The organism is Stomatohabitans albus (assembly GCF_036336025.1).
GTDB lineage: Bacteria > Actinomycetota > Nitriliruptoria > Euzebyales > Euzebyaceae > Stomatohabitans > Stomatohabitans albus.
The window spans coordinates 561,135-577,060 of the sequence record NZ_JAYKKE010000002.1; the positions used below are offsets into that span (position 1 = coordinate 561,135).

Sequence of the window (15,926 nt, forward strand, 5' to 3'; positions counted from 1 at the left end):
TTATCCCCTCGCTAAAACAGCTTGGGCCACTTCTCGATCATCAAAATGGTGCTTGACCCCGTTGATCTCTTGATAGGTCTCATGGCCCTTTCCAGCAATAAGGACTACATCATGGGGACCAGCCAGGGTAATGGCTTGGGCAATTGCCTCACGTCGATCCGTTACCCGTACCCATCGTGATGAAATATCAAGCCCAGCGGTCATCTCATCCAAGATTGTTTCAGGATTCTCGCTTCTTGGGTTGTCACTCGTAAAAACACTATGGTCTGCGCCCGCCAAGGCGGCGTGAGCCATCAATGGGCGCTTTTCACGGTCCCGGTCACCGCCACACCCAATCACACAAATCAGATTGCCTGACGTTGTTTGTCGCAAACTAGCCAATACATTCGATAAGGCATCAGGTGTGTGTGCATAGTCTACGAGCACAGTCGGCTGGTCAGCTCGACCACGAACTTGTTCAGCACGTCCAGGCGTTGGCGCACTTGTCGCAAGGGCATCGACACACGCCTGAACATCAACACCGATCTGATGGCATAAGGTGACCGCAAGGGCTGCGTTATCCACATTGAATCTTCCCGGCAATGGCACACGGGCATCATAGGTTTTGCCATCAATCTCCAACACGCATGTAGATTCATCTGCGAATAGCTGAACACTACTTATGTCTATATCAGCTTTCCTATACTGGCTAATAGTCTTAAATGGCAAGGAAATATGCTGGTAGACATAATCCGAGTACGTATTATCAGGATGGTTCGGATCGCCAAGCACCATCGCACCTACCCGTGCCCAGCGTGAATCAAATAACGAAGCTTTGACCTGAGCATAGGCCTCCATCGTGTGATGGTAATCCAGATGATCTTGGGTCAGGTTGGTGAACCCTACCGCGTCAAACGACAACCCATTGATACGACCCAGATCAATGCCGTGGCTCGACACTTCCATCGCAACAACCGCAATAGACGCATCACGCATGCGTGCTAACAGGCGCTGAATATCTGTCGCCTCAGGAGTGGTACGTATCCCTTCAATGCGTGTTTGACCAATCTTGGCCTCTACCGTGCCAATGAGCCCAGCTTGCAGGCCCACTCGGCTAAGGATTTGATGAATAATCCATGTCGTTGTTGTTTTTCCGTTGGTACCGGTTACCCCGATAACCTGCATCGCAGCACTGGGATAGTCATGAACAGCCGCAGCGATATCCCCCACAGCCTGAGCCACATTGGGCACAATAATCTGTGGGATATCGACCTGAACCTCGCGTTGAACAACAACTGCGCTGGCCCCGTTCGTAACCGCCGCATCCACAAAATCATGACCATCCGCGATCGCACCCGGACGAGCAATAAAAAGCCAGCCAGGCTGGACTTGACGAGAATCTAATGTTGCATCGGTGATGAGTGGCTCCCCATTACCGATAAGGCGTGCACCATGAGGTTCAGCGATAGCGTTAACAAGCGCAGGTAACGATATGGGCATAAGGGTTACTCATCACTAGATTGTTCGTCCTGATTCTCAGTTTCTCTGGAAGAGGGGCTTGTTGACTCATCGTTGTCTGGAGATGCCATATCGTCGTCATTCGTAGACTGTTGTGGCACGGCATTGACCACAGCTCGTGTAGGAGCCACCCCCTGCAGACTTAATGCTTGTGCCATGATCGCACTAAAGGTAGGGGCTGCACTTTTGCTACCTTCATACGGCGTCGGTTCGTCCAAGTGAACGGCAACAACAAACTCTGGATGTTTTGCCGGAGCGAACCCTGCCATGGAGGCAATGTATGCACCCTTTAGATACCCGCCATGAACAAGATCAGGTTTTTGAGCTGTGCCCGTTTTTGCGGCAACATCATAACCAGGAACCGCAGCCGCTTTTCCGGTGCCATGAGCTCCGTCTACCACATCCACCAATATGTCCGTCACCTTATCCGCAGTTCGTGCACTCACGACTTGGGTCGCAACGCCTTGTTCTACTGGTGTTTCAACGCCGTCTGGTCCTATCGTTGCGCTAATCAACCGCGGTGGGATCTTTACGCCATCGGCTGCAATCACGGCGTACATCTCTGCAATTTGTAACAATGTCGTTGATACCCCTTGGCCAATTGAAATCGTCGGGAGGCTGGCTTCATTCCAGGAGGCCACATCTGCGATTCGGCCACTACTTTCCCCGATAAACCCGATCCCAGTTGGTTGCCCGACCCCGAATTTTTCCATATACGTATGCAGGCGTTGAGGGCCAAGCGCCTGCCCCATCTTTATCGTTCCCACATTGGATGAACGCGTAATAATTTCTTTTACGCTCCACGTTTCTTCTTTGTGGTCAGTCGCATCATGGTAGGTCCGCTTACCAATGGTGATTTCATCGGGCACTTGGAAGGTTGAATTCGCACTAATCAGTCCTTCCTCAATACCTCCAGCCAATGTCACCACTTTGTTTACACTGCCATGCTCAAACATGTCGGTGATGGCACGATTACGACGGAACTCAAGGCTGTCATTTGAACGATCATGAGGACCAACCGTCGGTACGTTCGCCATCGCGACTACGTCCCCGGTCGGAACATGAAGCACAACCGCAGAAGCACTTTTGGCATTAAAGCGCTCCATCGCTTGCTGTAGTTCTCGTTCAGTAGCATGTTGAATCCGCTGGTCAAGACTCAATTTGACAGCTGATCCGTCAATAGCGGCGATCTCATTTTCCACCGTACCTGGTGCTGATGTCCGCCAGGTTCCTTGACGCGCTGGCCGTGATCCCGGTGTACCGGTAAGCACATCATTCATTTGCTTTTCAATACCCTCGATACCTTTTTGTTCGGTATCAACGATGCCCACCACTTGCCGGGCGAGTAGCTCATCTGGATAAACACGTTCCGTGCGGCTTTTGAGCATCAATCCAGGAAGCAACAGGTTGCCGGCTTTTTGGCCATCCTCAAGCACCTTTTTCGCCTCTGGACGTAACCCGGTAAATATTTCCTTTTCTTGCTGTGATCCAGTGGGGGCAACCAGTTTGGCGCGTACCTGATCAAAGGTGGGTGGCTGGCTTCCCTTTACGGCATACGTAGCCAAAAAGTCGGTAACTGACTGTACCCAAGCATCTTCACTTACTGGAGGTGGGAACGCAGAAATATCCTGACCTGACTCTTTGGCTTTCTCACGTTGGGTTTCAAGCTCTGTATTGTGTTTCGCCAGACCGTTACGTACCTCATTTGGGACCATGGAAGCTCGGAGATATGGCACACTGATTGCCAAGGCCACCCCACGGCGATCCGTAATTTGCCCCCGAATGGGTGGAATGGGTTCAGTCCGACTCTCCTCTTCAGCAATATTCTTTGCAATGACCGGATTCTGGGAGGCTGCCCACGTGCTATATCCCACAACGGTGAGCCCAAAGATCACCGTAGACGTCAAGATAACAGCAAAACGCGTCCGATCTTGCCCGCCTTCTCCTCTCGAGCGCAGATGAGACCCTAGCCGCCAGCCTTGATTGGAGCGATCACCCTTCATTGGCTATTCACCCGAGAAGGGCTTAGCGCACCCGCAGGCATGTCTTGTGCTGGTGTTAGTACCGTTGCTCCAGGGGGTGCAGCAGGTACATACTGATCCGTTTCAACTGTCACAAAAGTTGGAACAGGACCATACGTCATACCCATTTCCTTTGCCGTCGCCTCAAGCTGAGCAGGAGCCAAACGCTGGGCTACGTCAGCTTGGATTTGGAGGGTATCGCGCCGAATATCTCTTGTTTCAATCGTTATTTTGTCTGCCTCGACGGCATTGGCGATGGCCATACCCCGAAATGTCAATTGCCCGAACCATCCCACCAATGCAATAATGACAATGGTGGCTATGTAGATGCCAGTAGTAACAGACGAACGGACTTGCGGTGCAGGGGATTCTACGACATGAAGAAAATCCTTCGAGCGATCCACCTGGGGGGCAGGCTGATGCGCTGGAGCGACCGCCACATTGCTAAAGGATGGGATTGTCAGCGGGTGTTCCATTACGCTTCACTCCCCATTGGTTCTTCTAGGCGTTCGGCGATACGCAACTTCGCGGAGCGGGCCCGTGGATTTTCTGAAATTTCTTCGGCGGTTGGGTGATGTGCGCCACGTGTAATGGGCTGCAAGGACGCAGTCCGATCACAACCACACACTGGGAGGCCCGGCGGGCACACACATGGATTAGCTGCTTGCGCAATGAACTGTTTTGCAATGCGGTCCTCCAAGGAGTGATAACTCAGTATCGCTAAGCGCCCACCTCGGCCTCCCAATTGAGTCGAGGGGGGTGCCAGCAAGTCCAAGGCCTGGGGAAGGGAGGCCTCGAATCGATCCAATTCGCCGTTAACAGCGATTCGGAGAGCTTGAAACGTGCGAGTGGCCGGATGGACACCACGCTTAAACATCTTGCGAACATCACGGGCTGGCATCGCTGCTACCACAACCTCAGCGAGCTCAACCGTGTTTTTAAAGGGACGGGCCGTAACCAGCGCACGTGCGATTGCATCTGCGGCGGGTTCCTCACCGTAGATACGAATGATGTGGCGTAATTCGTCCATGTCTGCCGCATCAATGAAGTCGGCTGCACTCATTCCAGTCGTTGGGTCCATGCGCATATCTACTGGACCAAGGCTTCGGAAGCTGAAACCACGTCCAGGTGTGTCGAGCTGCATAGAAGATACTCCAAGGTCCCATAGAACCCCGGCAAGCGGTGCATCCAAAGCATCAAGAATTGGTTTGACCTGTTCGGTGAACTGGTCAAAGGGGGCATGAATCTGGTGTAAACGGTTCTTAAAGGCAACCAGACGGTTCCCCGCGAGTTCCTGTGCAGCAGGATCACGATCAAAACCAACGATGTGGAGATTCTTTCCACTCGCTGCAAATAAGGCGAGGGCGTGACCTCCAGCACCAAGTGTGCAGTCAACAATAACGGCGGGTTCGTCACCGCCTACGGCCAATGCATCAGTAATAGGACGGACGAGAACGGGGGCATGGGGGGTACTGGCCATAACTCTTGGATGCATCCTTGTTTGGTTGGGGGCTGAATCAGCACTGATATGCGTCTGCTCAGAGACCACCCGAAGCGGTGGATGAGGTTGGTTTACTACCTGGGTATCAATCGCTGATACGTCGCTCATCGTTCACCCCCTAACGCCAGAGGAGCAGCTAATCCTGGGAGATCTTCAATCTCGCCAGATACATACTGATCCCAAAGGGTGGGGTCCCAGATTTCAATTTCTCGCCCCATCCCCATAACATGAACTTCGCCATGGAGCTGCACACGGGTGCGCAGATTGGCTGGAATTGCGATTCGCCCTTGGCGATCAAGTGAAACATCTGCAGCATTTGCCATCACGGCGCGACGGCGCTGTCGCCCAACCCGTGGATCCATCTGCTCCTCTTGGGCCATCCGAGCGCGTTCCTCTTCCCAAACCGCGGCCGGGCGAAGCACGACACAGCCATCACTTAGGGTCATCGTCATGCCGCCATTCACCGCCTCTCGAAACGCTGCTGGCACCACAACGCGACCCTTCTCATCTAGTGAGTGGGTGTACGTCCCTCGAAATTCAGGGAGTTCAGCTACTGGTGCTTGATCTTCCACTACCCCCCACTTTGCCCCACTATCCCCCACTTAGTCAACACCAGTTTCTTGTACCATTCGAACATGCGTCTATTAGTACAGTGTTTAAAACAGCTTCACGAGATCACGTATTTGAAAAATCAGCCTACGTAGTTAACAGAATGTGATGAATCCCAGTGATGTGATTCGTGTTGGAAGGTCCCATATTCGCCTTCTACAGAACTGTGGAGGAATCAATGTGGGGCAAAGTGGGGCACCGTCGTGCAACAGACCGCCACACCAGCGAACAGGCACGCCGACAATCCAGATGCACGGGTACTAGGAACTCCTCAAGGCCAGGGCGTAATCAGCCTCGATAGGTCATGAGCGATGGTTAGGGCAGAGAAACACCCGTGAATGAAGCTAATGACCTGATGAGTGCTTCATGGCAACCATGGTCTTGGGTGCCATGATGCGGTTGTCGGGGCCGCATGTGATACCAGTAGTGCCCAGACATATACGCTGTCGACTCTTGGCCCACGGCAAGCCATGCTTGTGTGACCGCACCCTGAGATAAGTCATCGGGAGCGTACACACCCCCCATGCGTGTTGGCACCCATCCAGGGTCAACCGCACTGCACACCGTGTCGGGCCAGCGGATACTCATTGCCATGGCGAATGCCGTTAGAAACCACTTAGTATCAGCATATGTAGCTGTGGGTACTCCCCCATCAAGACCCAGCCGATCGATGTCACCAACCCCGCCAAAGTGATCATTACTGCTGAGATAGATCAGTCGAGAAGGACGGTTAATGAGGGCGGTGAGAATATAGGGGGCAACCACATTAATGGTGACCAAGTCCGGCCCGTCCACCACACCGGCATTATGAATGACTGCATCGAGTGGCCCCAGAGCATTAACCTGATCGGCAACTTGGTGAATGGCTGATTGGTCACCGAAGTCCCCCACCACCGCGGTACACCCTTGAGCAAGTAACGTATCTACGGCGTCCATCCGGTCCGTTGATCGTGCATGCAGGATCACCATATGGCCGCGGTCGAGTAACCATTGCGCACTCAGCCGTCCTAATCCTTGGGTTGACCCGGTTACGAGTACGGATGCCATCAAGCGCCTTTCAACAACACAATCCCCACGCCAACCAAACTGAAGGTCAGCACTGGGGATTGCATAAATGGGTCTAGCTTGTTAACTGTTCAACGACGTAGTCAACTGAGGCTGTGAACGCTTGAACATCTGCGAGAGGCATTGAGGGCCACAACCCAACACGAAGCTGGTTCGTGCCCAGTTTACGGTAGGCATCGGTGTCATAGATGCCATTTGCCCGGAGGATACGGTTGACCTCAGCAGCATGAATGTGATCGGCGAGGTTAACCGTGGCCACAACTGCTGATCGGTTCATATCATCGTGGACAAATGGCTCAGCCCATTCTCGCGCTTCAGCCCATTCATAGATGATCGCACTTCGATCCTTAGCTTCAGCAACAATGGCATCGAACCCACGTTCAGCCATTGCCTCAACGCTATGGGCAAGGAAGAACAGGCTGGCCACAGCCGACGTGTTATAGGTCTGATTCTGTTCAGAATTATCCAGCACGATTGAGAGATCGAGTGACGGCGGTGTGGGACGGGTGGCACCAAGGGCTCGTATCCGTTCCTGGGCCGCCGGACTAAGTAACGCAACCCATAGGCCCGCCTCAGCACCGAATGCTTTTTGTGGACTGAAATAGTATGCATCGAATTCGTGTGGATCGACCGCCATGGCGCCAGCTGCGCTCGTTGCATCTACGAGGACAAGCCCATCTTCTGATGGGCGTCGAACGGGCATTGCCACACCTGTTGATGTTTCGTTGTGCGTTAAGGCATAGACATCAACACCATCGACGGGATCTACCTTGGGCGCGAATCCAGGAGGTGCCTCGATACGAACTGCGTCATCTAAATGCGGAGCCAAGTCGACACTATGGGCGAACTTAGAGCTGAACTCACCGAAAACAGCGTGTGCAGACCGGGCTTCAATCAAGCCAAATGTAGCTGCATCCCAAAAGAGTGTTGCCCCACCGTTGCTCAAGGCAACCGTATAGTCCTCTGGCAGGTGGAAGTATGCTGCCATACCAGTACGAATCCGTGCGATCATATCTTTGACTGGGGCTTTGCGATGGCTTGTACCCATCACACTGCGGCCAGATTGATGGAATGCGTCCATCGCTTCGTCACGGACTTTAGATGGACCACAGCCAAAGCGGCCATCTTCGGGCAAAAGTTCTTTAGGAATGGTGATATCGGCCATTATTACTTTCTTGGTTGAAGTTGAAGGGGAAGATGTCCATTATCACTTGCCGTCAACCACCTATGGGTGCATACCCGTTATTTCGTGGTTGTCCACAGGCTCTCGCAATCCGGTCATAGACCAAATTGGTTGCATCTCGACGTGCTCGTGGCGAGTCCGTCGCAACGACAACGGGTTTGCAAAAGGTCACTTCAACGAGCCCATGGGGTGGGATCCGAAAATACGGTAAATCATTCTCAGGCGGCCACACCCTCCAAGACCCACGAATCCCCGTTGGCACGATAGGGACGCCGGTTTCAACCGCTAATCGGGCCATTCCAGAACGAAAGCGATACAGCTCCCCGGTTCGACTGCGAGTCCCTTCTGGAAAGATAGCAATAGGAACGCCCGCTTTGAGTACTGCGGACGCCGTTTCCATCATTTCGGCGTCAGCAATCCCTCGCCGTACCGGAATCATCCCCATCGCCGTATTGAACCGGCCACCTAGCCCTTCTGCGAGGGTTTCTTTCCCGATAAACCGAATAGGACGTGGTGTAGCTGCTGCCAATAAAAAATGGTCTAGAAAGGCACGATGATTGGCCGCTAACAAAAACCCACCGCTCGCGGGAATATTCTCAATGCCATTAATTTGGGCCTGCAATAGCGAGAGTAGCGGTTTACGGAGCGAGCCATGAAGTGGGCGTAACCCCGTCGGCATCGCATCAACTTTTCCCGTAATGGATCTCGTAATACGACCACCTCGCCGTTTTGGCCCGTGGCTCGTTTTCATGATGCCATTCCACCATTCACGCTCAAGACTTGACCAGTGATGTAAGCGGCACCAGGACTAGCCAAGAATGCCACCGCAGCCGCTACATCTTCAGGCTCACCAATGCGCCCTGCTGGAATATGCTCTAAGAAGGGTTCAAGGTTCAAATCCTTCGTCATATCAGTAGAGATAAACCCTGGTGCAACGGTATTCACGGTGATACCACGTTTGGCCACTTCTCGTGACAACGTTTTGGCTAATCCAATGACCCCGGCTTTAGCTGCAGCGTAATTTGCCTGGCCAGCATTTCCGATAAGCCCTACAACACTTGAGATAAAGATGATTCGCCCGCGACGTGCACGCAACATCGGCCGGAGCACGTGGCGAGCCAGTCGAAATTGGGCGGTGAGATTGACACGGATGACTGCATCAAAGTCCTCATCACTCATCGCCATTGCTAGCCCGTCGCGAGTAATACCCGCGTTATTTACGAGGACAGCTAAGCCACCAACCTCATCAATAACCGCCGTGATGGGTTCAACGGTTTGACTGATGTCAGCACTCACCGTACGCGTTTGTACCCCTTGATCGGCACAGGCTTGGGCAACACGATTAGCCCCTTCATCATCCTGCCCGTAGGCCACAATGATGTCATAGCCAGCTTTTGCAAGTTCAACGGCACAGGCCGCACCAATGCCTTTACTTGCACCCGTAACGAGTGCCCAATTAGATGTTGATTTACTCATGAATCGGTCCTTAACGCATTAACTACAGTTTCGATATCTTCAGGGCGATGCACCATGTGGCGACGCACACCACGGGCAATGCGTTTAATCATCCCAGACAAGGGCGCGCTGGCGCCTAATTCCACCGTGTCGGTGATACCTTCACGCACCATCGTTTCAACGGATTCTTTCCAGAGCACTGGACTCGTTAACTGGATACGCAATAACTGCGGCCAATCATGTGCTGCGGTGTGAATCTTGGCATCAGCGTTGGCCACTACTCCGGTAGATGCATCATGGAAGGCAGCCTGGTCGAGTGCCTCACCAAGGACAGGAACTGCTGCTTCAACGTGGGGGCTGTGATAGGCGGCGCCCACATCGAGGTCAACGATACGGCCACCTTTATCGGCAAGGGCAGATTTCAATTGGTTGAGCGCTTCTTTACTTCCGCTCACGGTTATTTGTCCAGGGGCATTTTCATTAGCCAAAAACGCACCGGCATTACGTGCGGCAGTTTCAACATCGGCCCGGTCAAACCCCAGGCAGGCGACCATCGTGCCCGGTCGGGCTTGGGCTGCTTCCATGGTTGATCGGGCACGTACCGCCACAAGTTGGAGCGCATCGTCAAAGCCCAATACCTGTGCAGCAAGCAGTGCGTTGTATTCACCCAGAGAGTGACCGGCAGTTAATGTGATAGCAACACCGTGTTCGGCAAAAGCCTCCAACAACATTGCATGCTGTACAAATAGCGCGATTTGGCAATTATCAGCTTGTTTCAGCTCAGCCGCATCTGCTTCGGTACCTAAACGCGTTACGGGTTGCTTCAACACGTCATCAGCACGTTCCCAGAGGGTGTAGGCAGGATGTCCTTGCCAAGGCACAGCCATTTGTGGTTGTTGGCTTCCTTGACCAGGGAAAACAAGGGCAATGCGTCGCGACTGTTCACTCATCGGGGTTCCTTACGTCCGGGGTTGAAGGCCAAGCATAGGGTTAATCAGGTTCACCTGAGGGCAACGTCAACAGAAAGGGTGTACTGATTCCGCTTGCCCCAGCAAGACGGAACTGGTCGTACTGAGCGATATCGTCACATGCCACAAGAACGGCTGTACCTGGTGGAATAAACCGGTCGTTCAGGCATTCAGACACGGTTTGAGCATCCAGTGCGACAAAATCAAATGGGTTTAAAAGGACAAGAACCGGAGGATTCGTTGAAAATGCGTCCGCCCAGGCTGCCGTTGCTTCACGAACCTCATTTGTTGTACATGCGAGGAGGACCGGCTCAATACCAACCTCATCGCATACACGGATTAATGCGGTCAGGTCAGGGGTCACATTGGCGGTTACTGACAATGGGATCGTGGTAAAGCCTAGGGCTTTAGCTTCCCAAATCTGCCAGGGGTCGACCACGACATCAGCACGTGTCGGAACAGGCAAAAACCCTTGTTTGACGAAGGGGTCTGCAGGTGTGTTCGTAGAGTCGGCCTGTGTTGTCATTATCAGGGCTACAGGCTCACCGGACGCTATTGCTGTGTGTAGTAATCGCTCTGGATGCTGAGTCCGCGACTGTTGAATAAGGTCAGCAAGCGGTTGGGAACGCCGAACTTGATGTACCCGTTCACGGGCAGCGACCACTGCTTGTTGTACCCGCTGTTCCAACGCAATCTGCGCAGCCTCAAAGGCTGCATCATCCTTAGTGCTCACAGGGATACCACCTGAGTGGGGTCGATATGGGTACAACCGTTGACCAAGTCAAGAAGAACACCCTCACGCAACCCCCAATCGCATAAGGTCAACGAGTCAACCCCAAATACATCCATGCATGCGAGCAATGACACGCCACAGCCGGGCAATAGGTCTGCACGTTGGGCACTAATCGCTTCAATTTCCATGCGGTCGTGTACATCAATGCTGCACAAGCGGTGATGCGCCAAATTAATCTGGCTTCGGGTAACGACCACACCCCGCACTTGTTCAACTTCAACACCGGTAGCTAGCGTGATTGCCAAACGCCCCAATGAACGAATGGATCCCGCGGTACCAATCACTCGAATCGGCTTGGTGGGATGTTTGCGGTGGGGATCAATCGCGATTCTTGCATCAGTAAATAATTGGACACAGTGATTAAATAAAATCACTTCTTCACTCAGAAGTGGAGGGTCACTCAGCCAATCCATGGTCACAGCGCCACCAAGGGGAAGACTGACACCTACATCCGTTTGAGTTGCCGTTCCAAGTGCTACTTCAAAACTGCCACCACCCAAGTCCAACCCAATAACTTGTTCATCGTTGGGAATATTGAGTGCACTACTCATTCCCAGCAGACTTAATGCCGCTTCAGATTCACCTGGCAAGAGTTGCACATGGATTCCAAGACGTTCACGCAACTCATCAAGAAAGGCGTCACCGTCTTCGGCACGACGGAGGGCATCAGTACCCACAACGCATAGCTCAGTCGCGTCCATCTCCTTTGCAAGTGAGAAGAGATCCTCTACCGCTTTTAATCCTCGAGAATACGCATCCTTTCCCAATGCCCCTGTCCGGTTAACTGGTTCACCCAACCGCACCATGTGTTTACGGGTTCGAAGACGCCGGATCCGATTACGAGGCCGAGTTTCTGCGACAAGCAGATGAAAACTATTCGAGCCTAAATCGAGGGAGGCGATACGGGCCATAACTCACTCATCCTGTCGTTGGAATGCCATTGCGTAGGGTCTTTACACAAGGGTTGGGCCTACAAGTGACTGGGTTGTACAGCCTAGCCATCTCCTTCTCGCTCCTCGCATATGAACATAAGCCCTGTTTCCTTAGTCTTGCATCACACGATCTAAACAGCGGTTATAACACCATCTCATCAAAACAGGTCCGTGAGCCGGTATGACACGCCGGCCCAGGGCTATCAACCTGGATAAGGAGTGTATCCCGGTCACAATCGGCAGCTATTGCCATGACCCGTTGTGTGTTGCCACTCGTTGCCCCTTTATGCCACAGCGTGTGCCGTGAGCGAGACCAGAAGACCGTTTCTCCAGTTATTAGGGTCTGTTCTAGTGCGTGTTTATTCATCCACGCCATCATCAATACTTCGTGCGTATCGTGTTGTTGAATGATGGCCGGAATCAGCCCATCGTCAGAATAGGTCAGCGTGTCTGGGTCAATGTCGAATCGCACCATGTGTTCAGATTAGCGATACCGTGCTTCAATCTGATGGTCCGATAAGGATTTGACCATCTCCAACGGGAGGGTAGGGAGACGTCGCAACGTTGGGTCCAGGGCCGAGGCACGCAATAACGGAGGAATAACTGCAAACCCATCATCATCAAACGGATCCTCATGCATGTCCCAACCTGCATCTTGTAACGCGCGTACCCATTGCGTTGTCGCCATCAAGTTTGGGCGCTGATGGGTGATGGTATACCCCTCTCCAAACCGTTTAAGAGCAATCACTCGGCTCGCAAGTACACCAGGTGGGACAACAAGGCAATCTTCAATGCGTTCTGCACGATGGCGACTGCCCTGAGACACGATCCAAGTCAACCCAGGGGGATCATCAACGCCGAGTAATCGAGCAACATGCCGTAACGGTATGACACCACTGTGAAATTGGTGTGTACTGAGATGGATCGGCGTCCATTGTCCGTAGCAAATGCGGTGGGCGATTCCATCACGCCCAGGGCGGGATCGTTCCCAGAGAGATTGTAGAACAAACATCTTACATTCACTTCCTATCACTTCTATTAACGTGATTATAGGTTACTTGGAAAGAAGTTCCACGTTCAGCTCTTGGTGCAAACGCTAAACTCGCAGACGATCGATCGAAAGGTGTTCTGGTGCCCGACAGTCCTGAACGGCAAGTACCGCCGCCTCCATCAGACAGTGGAGTGGTTCCCATTCCTGGTGCACGCCCGGCACCGAGGACTAGCTTGCGTCGGCCACCACTTTCGTCTAACGAACGTGCATCTGCTGTTCCCCCAAAACCAAAGACCCAGCAACGTCCAGGGGTTCTGCCAGGTGATGTCGAGGCTGCATCACCCGACCAAGTGCCAACAAAACCCTCGCCAGGACCGCGCCAATCACGTCGGCAACCACTGGGCCGTTCTCGTGCGGGCTCCCAACGACAAGAACGTAATACGCGGGAACGACTTGAACGGCTCGTAGCACGACAAGGTACCCCGCCGAGTTCCCCTAGCGCGCGAGTATCGAGTGGCTCTACGGGTGAGTCGGTACGTCATGAACAAGACACGCAGGCACCTCAACCACCTGTACCTGACAGCCATTCATCTCGGTTGCTACAGTCACCGAAGTCACCAGCGCAACGAGTTCGTCCACCGGTTCGTCCTACAACACCAGTGGTACCTGAACCGCCTCAGCATCGTGCGCAACCCCAAAGCCAGGCTCGGGTACCAGAGCCACCGGCACGCGACCAGATACCAACGATCAGCCGCCGCCGCCCACCGAACCGTCTCTTGGCTGCGTTAGACGCCCAACTAGATGCAGACCAGCAAGCCCTCACCAAAGCCAAATGGGAAACGCAGCGACGCCCGGTACCCCAGCAACGCCCATCACCCCGTCGGCAGGGTCGAGCTCCGCTTTCCCATCGCGCCCCCGCGCCGTCAGCTTCCACCGAGGTAGGTGGGACACAAACACCGTTGGATTTACCAGATCCGACGGTGCCACCAGCACCTGTTGTTCCCTTCGCATCATCCCCGGAGCCAGAACCTGACCGTCCTCATGAAATCGTCGACACCGCATCGGTGCCAAGTTCCCAACAAAAGGACGACCCGCTAGCCGATTCCTACGAGCGGCTCCTTAAAGCGGCTCGGCGGCAACAAGCCCTTCATGCCGAGACAGCCTCAGAACCAGGTGAACAGGTTCCAGATGCCCAGGCATCAGGGCCGGAAACTGTCACGCCCGATAACGGTAAACTCCACACAGCCCAGCAGGGGATACTTCACGATGCCGCTGACGATCGTGGTGTGCCACCCCACGATGACCATAGCGATGTGGCCGTGCATGATGAGGATGCACGGCCACGTGATCACGACGAAGAGAGTGAGCAAGCACCATCCTCTGACCAGCCCCTATCTGATCACACAGATGTGACATTGTTCCCGACGCAAGCGCGTTCAACGGACGGGGCTGCCAATGTGGTACCTCTACCACCGGACGAAGATAGCGATACCGCTCAAGATAGCGAATCAATGCAAGTCATTCCCCTCGATTCCAGCCCACGTGTTACCACAATGGGTACGGGGGACAACGCCGATATAGACCATGACGAAGCGACGATAGTCGGTGGCCTTGAGATTGAGGATGCTGAAATCGTTACTGAGCCAGAGGTGGATGACGAATCTAGCCTTCTTGACCGTCCACTCGATCTGGTCCAGCACCCAGAACACGTTGAGATAATCGAACCCGAAACGGTGTCAGTTGAAGATACCGTGTTCGAACATCACGTGGATGAAACTGAGGTGGATCAGGCATTGGCTGACGCACCGCCCTATATTCCACCAACTGAGTTGCCTGCTGAAGAACCTGAAACCATTATTGACCCACCGGCTACAAACCGGGGGTTCAGGGTGCTTACAGGAATACTGATCCTTGTCATTTTTGCGCTGGTCTGTATTGCGGTGTACCGACTTGCTATTCGGCCCAATCAGCCGACCCCTACTTCAACACCAACACCAATTGTGCCCACCTCATCGAGCAGTGAAATTGAAGCGACCCCCTTGAGGCCAGCACAGACAAGTGAAGCACCACCGGTCCCTGCGCTCCCTCCACGAAAGCCCCTGCCGAGTGATGCAGCTATTCCACCTGCCTTACCTGGGCAAGTGACCCAGCCAGAAGTAACAAGTAACACCGGTTCCATTGCAATAGGGACCCGAGTGGTGACCCTTCCGCGAATCAATCAAGTCAACCTGCTTCGCTTAGTCACCCAGCCAGTAGCCGGTGAAGACGTTCAAATTCAGTCTGTCCTTGCCCAAGGCGCCCATATTTGGTTAGGAACTGACCAAGACCATCGCATTCTTGCCATCGTGCCTGAGCCATTCCGTGAAACACTACAGCAGGTTCAAGTCGGTGATCACGTTGACTTTATTGGCACGCTGGTAGAAGCCAATGAGCCTGAGATCATTGGCCCAGAACAGGGACGTGATCGGCTGATCCGCCAAGGGGCCGCGATAGAAGTACGGGATATCACCGTTCGTAACGCACAGCCAGGAACCTAAGCAAGCACGTCCTCGTTTGGGTACGGGAGCTGGCCGTTCAGATGATAGCTATGTCAGAGGTTTTCACGCCCTAAGCGCTATCCGTGCCTGAGTTACTCCCTTTACGGGCATAGTCACGAATCACTTCATCAATAATCAAGCGCAGGAGTCGTTCGCTGAACTCCTCATCTAATCCAACATCACTAGCCATCGTACGCAAACGGGTAATCTGGCGTTCCTCTCGCGCAGGGTCGGCTTTGGGTAGCCCAATCTCACGTTTCAGTACACCCACTGCTCTGGTCACATCAAAGCGACGTCCCATCAGGGCAATGAGTTCGGCATCCAACACATCAATTTGGTCACGAAGGGCTTGTAATCGGGGATCTACGGTCACC

Annotated in this window: 16 protein-coding genes; 1 reads left to right on the plus strand and 15 read right to left on the minus strand. The window is 53.4% G+C overall.

Annotated elements, in window-relative coordinates:
- The 14 genes from VCU37_RS07485 to VCU37_RS07550 form a co-directional block, all read right to left on the minus strand.
- Positions 1 to 1,479 (minus strand): UDP-N-acetylmuramoyl-L-alanyl-D-glutamate--2,6-diaminopimelate ligase, encoded by a 1,479-nt coding sequence (locus VCU37_RS07485; protein WP_336250010.1) that lies wholly within the window; start codon positions 1,477 to 1,479, stop codon positions 1 to 3.
- A 5-nt stretch (positions 1,480 to 1,484) separates the two neighbouring features.
- Complete coding sequence (locus VCU37_RS07490; protein WP_336250011.1) at positions 1,485 to 3,404, minus strand: peptidoglycan D,D-transpeptidase FtsI family protein; 1,920 nt, start codon at positions 3,402 to 3,404, stop codon at positions 1,485 to 1,487.
- A gap of 92 nt (positions 3,405 to 3,496) precedes the next feature.
- Positions 3,497 to 3,994, minus strand: a complete 498-nt coding sequence (locus tag VCU37_RS07495) for a hypothetical protein (RefSeq protein ID WP_336250012.1) — start codon at positions 3,992 to 3,994, stop codon at positions 3,497 to 3,499.
- Positions 3,994 to 5,127 (minus strand): 16S rRNA (cytosine(1402)-N(4))-methyltransferase RsmH, encoded by a 1,134-nt coding sequence (gene rsmH, locus VCU37_RS07500; protein ID WP_336250013.1) that lies wholly within the window; start codon positions 5,125 to 5,127, stop codon positions 3,994 to 3,996. Before rsmH ends, VCU37_RS07495 begins: the two co-directional genes overlap by 1 nt.
- The gene (locus VCU37_RS07505; RefSeq protein WP_336250014.1) at positions 5,124 to 5,591 is read right to left on the minus strand and encodes a division/cell wall cluster transcriptional repressor MraZ; all 468 of its coding nucleotides are present in this window, start codon (positions 5,589 to 5,591) and stop codon (positions 5,124 to 5,126) included. Before VCU37_RS07505 ends, rsmH begins: the two co-directional genes overlap by 4 nt.
- A 352-nt stretch (positions 5,592 to 5,943) precedes the next feature.
- On the minus strand, positions 5,944 to 6,675 hold the full coding sequence (locus tag VCU37_RS07510) for an SDR family NAD(P)-dependent oxidoreductase (RefSeq protein WP_336250015.1): 732 nt from the start codon (positions 6,673 to 6,675) through the stop codon (positions 5,944 to 5,946).
- Positions 6,676 to 6,748: 73 nt separating this feature from the next.
- Positions 6,749 to 7,858 carry a phosphoserine transaminase gene (gene serC / locus VCU37_RS07515; protein WP_336250016.1) on the minus strand — a complete coding sequence of 370 codons (1,110 nt, stop codon included), beginning with the start codon at positions 7,856 to 7,858 and terminating at the stop codon, positions 6,749 to 6,751.
- A gap of 52 nt (positions 7,859 to 7,910) precedes the next feature.
- Entirely contained in the window at positions 7,911 to 8,627 is a 717-nt protein-coding gene (locus tag VCU37_RS07520; protein WP_336250017.1) for a lysophospholipid acyltransferase family protein, read from the minus strand.
- Positions 8,624 to 9,352 carry a 3-oxoacyl-[acyl-carrier-protein] reductase gene (gene fabG / locus VCU37_RS07525; RefSeq protein WP_336250018.1) on the minus strand — a complete coding sequence of 243 codons (729 nt, stop codon included), beginning with the start codon at positions 9,350 to 9,352 and terminating at the stop codon, positions 8,624 to 8,626. The genes VCU37_RS07520 and fabG overlap by 4 nt, the downstream gene beginning before the upstream one ends.
- Entirely contained in the window at positions 9,349 to 10,281 is a 933-nt protein-coding gene (locus VCU37_RS07530) for an ACP S-malonyltransferase (RefSeq protein ID WP_336250019.1), read from the minus strand. Before VCU37_RS07530 ends, fabG begins: the two co-directional genes overlap by 4 nt.
- A 40-nt stretch (positions 10,282 to 10,321) precedes the next feature.
- Positions 10,322 to 11,032, minus strand: a complete 711-nt coding sequence (locus VCU37_RS07535) for a beta/alpha barrel domain-containing protein (protein WP_336250020.1) — start codon at positions 11,030 to 11,032, stop codon at positions 10,322 to 10,324.
- On the minus strand, positions 11,029 to 12,003 hold the full coding sequence (locus tag VCU37_RS07540) for a Ppx/GppA family phosphatase (RefSeq protein ID WP_336250021.1): 975 nt from the start codon (positions 12,001 to 12,003) through the stop codon (positions 11,029 to 11,031). The genes VCU37_RS07535 and VCU37_RS07540 overlap by 4 nt, the downstream gene beginning before the upstream one ends.
- A 163-nt stretch (positions 12,004 to 12,166) precedes the next feature.
- On the minus strand, positions 12,167 to 12,499 hold the full coding sequence (hisI, locus tag VCU37_RS07545; RefSeq protein WP_336250022.1) for a phosphoribosyl-AMP cyclohydrolase: 333 nt from the start codon (positions 12,497 to 12,499) through the stop codon (positions 12,167 to 12,169).
- Between the two features lie 9 nt (positions 12,500 to 12,508).
- On the minus strand, positions 12,509 to 13,036 hold the full coding sequence (locus tag VCU37_RS07550) for a hypothetical protein (RefSeq protein ID WP_336250023.1): 528 nt from the start codon (positions 13,034 to 13,036) through the stop codon (positions 12,509 to 12,511).
- A gap of 119 nt (positions 13,037 to 13,155) precedes the next feature.
- On the opposite strand from VCU37_RS07550, the gene VCU37_RS07555 reads away from it, so the two are divergent.
- Positions 13,156 to 15,552, plus strand: coding sequence for a hypothetical protein (locus tag VCU37_RS07555; RefSeq protein ID WP_336250024.1), 2,397 nt, complete (start codon positions 13,156 to 13,158; stop codon positions 15,550 to 15,552).
- Between the two features lie 70 nt (positions 15,553 to 15,622).
- Here the strand turns inward: VCU37_RS07555 and VCU37_RS07560 are convergent, their stop codons facing one another.
- Entirely contained in the window at positions 15,623 to 15,925 is a 303-nt protein-coding gene (locus VCU37_RS07560; RefSeq protein WP_336250025.1) for a chorismate mutase, read from the minus strand.
- Position 15,926: the final 1 nt, after the last annotated feature.